The organism is Suttonella ornithocola (genome assembly GCF_001889065.1).
Classification (GTDB): domain Bacteria; phylum Pseudomonadota; class Gammaproteobacteria; order Cardiobacteriales; family Cardiobacteriaceae; genus Suttonella_A; species Suttonella_A ornithocola.
This window is the reverse complement of record NZ_LWHB01000193.1, coordinates 1-2,190: the sequence shown is the minus strand read 5'-3', so window position 1 is coordinate 2,190 and position 2,190 is coordinate 1. Positions and strand designations below refer to the sequence as shown.

The 2,190-nt window shown below is 33.5% G+C and carries 4 protein-coding genes; all 4 read right to left on the bottom strand.

The genetic code is table 11. From position 1 onward, the window contains the following. The coding region (locus A5N85_RS17860; protein ID WP_143143296.1) for a helix-turn-helix domain-containing protein at window positions 1-139 on the bottom strand (139 nt) is incomplete at its 3' end. 294 nt (window positions 140-433) lie between these two features. Further along, a complete protein-coding gene (locus A5N85_RS12565; protein ID WP_072577517.1) occupies window positions 434-1,180 on the bottom strand; it encodes a PhnD/SsuA/transferrin family substrate-binding protein in 747 nt (248 codons plus the stop codon). Next, on the bottom strand, window positions 1,177-1,677 hold the full coding sequence (locus A5N85_RS12560) for a PAS domain-containing protein (protein ID WP_072577516.1): 501 nt from the start codon (window positions 1,675-1,677) through the stop codon (window positions 1,177-1,179). The genes A5N85_RS12565 and A5N85_RS12560 overlap by 4 nt, the downstream gene beginning before the upstream one ends. After that, on the bottom strand, window positions 1,661-2,023 hold the full coding sequence (locus tag A5N85_RS12555; protein WP_072577515.1) for a roadblock/LC7 domain-containing protein: 363 nt from the start codon (window positions 2,021-2,023) through the stop codon (window positions 1,661-1,663). The genes A5N85_RS12560 and A5N85_RS12555 overlap by 17 nt, the downstream gene beginning before the upstream one ends. Window positions 2,024-2,190: the final 167 nt, after the last annotated feature.

Here is a 2,190-nt window from a genome sequence, read left to right as displayed (position 1 = left end):
GCCGTTTAGGATGGGGATTTTTAATCCAGCTATAGACGGTGAATTTGCTGATCTTGTAGCGCTTTGCAACAGCGCGCCAAGTTTCTCCATTAGCAATATCGTTAAGAATTTTTTGTCGGAATTGGCTGCAGTAGGTCATAGGATATGCTCAGTTTGTTTTTGATAATTCTACTACAAGTTGTTCTTTATATCTGCTTTGGATAGATTGGATTATAAGTGATTTGACTATAATTGTCCCAGAAAATGTTTGGGGGTCTTAACTTCCCTTGAGATAAAATCTAGATTCGGCTGCGTTGCACTTCAAAATTGAATTTGCCAAATTTAAAAAATTGAAATTTCTCTATTTTTGTTTTTTTGCAAAGGTCTTGATTTGGCTATGGGTTACTAAAAAAATGGTGGTATTTCTACCACCATAAATTATGGCTAAACTTATTTAAATTAGTGTGTCTATGATATCGCTCATAAATAATACTTCTTCTTTTTCCAATTTTTCAAATTGGTTAATGTTTAGATTTTTGAGGATAGCTTGGATTTCTGTATTTTGACAAATTCGGTCGAAGTTATTTAAAAATTTGTTTCGTAATCTATTTGCGTTGGGGGCGATTAGTAGAGTATGGGACAGTTCTGATAAATGACTGATAATAAGCGGCTGACACCATTTTTGGATGGTTTCAGAGAGGTTATCATAAATATCTTTTCTAATAATACCGATGGCATTGATATCATCTTGTACTTTGCGAATGACGCTTTGGAAATAGTCAACGCTTTCCCATTTGGCTGTTTGTTTATTGATACTGACAGGTTCAAGCAATACTAGCCCAAGTTTTTCTACATCTTTATCCGCCGTGCAAATAATTCTGATATTTTTAGGTAAACAAGTTATGCTATTACAGCCGGTGTCATGACGAGAAAAGATAACAACTTCATCTGAGTGTGAAAAAGGTTTAGCTAGGGGTTCATATCCCTGTTTACGGACTAGCTCAGCAGTGTCAAATGGTCCAACATAAACTAATTCCGGTTGTTCTTTTAATAAGGCATGATATTGCTCGTTTCCATTAGGAAGTTGAAGGTGTAGTGGTGTTTCTAATAGTTTTTGTAGAGCGCTATTTAAGCGATGCCAGTCTAGGGTATGAGATGGGCTATAATCAGGGGAAATAATGAATCGAGAGATATAACTCATGCTTTATTCTCCTGTTGGCGCATAATTCGATAAATTTCATCGTATTCTGTAATTTTTTCTGGAGCTGCTTCTCGTCTAACAGCGGTATAGCCAATTATTTTTCCATCACGATAGTTGGGAACAATTGTTGCATATACCCAATAGTATTTGCCATCTTTTCTAAGATTTTTGATATAGCCAAACCATTTGTCTCCATGGGTAATGGTTTCCCATAGTTGTTTAAATATGGTTTTAGGCATATCAGGATGGCGGATGATAGATTGTGATTGCCCGATAAGTTCTTCTTTACTGTAACCACTAACTGTAATGAATGCTTCATTCACGTGAATGATATCTCCCTTTAGATTAACGCGAGAGATGATTAGTTGCCCTCTAGGATAAGGAAATTCTTCTTCAATGACTAATACTTTACGCGTGCTACCATTATGATGCTTTAATAAGGTGGTTTTTTGAGAATATTCTTCTTTTGATTTCTTTTTTTTATGCCAATTGCTCAAGAAGGGCAATTTGTGTACGTTTAATTTCATGTAAGATTAGTCCCATATTGATTTGTTTTTGTGCTAGTAGTACTAATACTAGTTCATTATTAATACCATTTAGAATGATATAACCATTATTGGCGTGTATTTGTATTTGTGCTAATTCGCCTCTTTTTAAAAGAGTTGTGCTGCGAATACCTAATTGTTGCATTGCTGCGGTAACAGCACCTGTTTCATCTATTATTTTTTCATCTTCTAATGTGGAGGCAATTACGATACCGTCAATGGTAAATAGCATTACTGCTTGAATTTCATTTAGAGATTGATTTAAATCCTCTAGTAAGTTTTGAAGGATTGGATTCATTATTTTCACCATAAGAAGTTTAGATGTAAAATAATTTTTTAATAGGATGTTGTCAATAATATATTTTTATTCCAAAAAAGAATATGTATATAGTTAACTTTTTATCTTTGATTTTAATATTATCAGCTGATTTTGTAACTATATGATATTCTAAAAAAAAAAAAAAA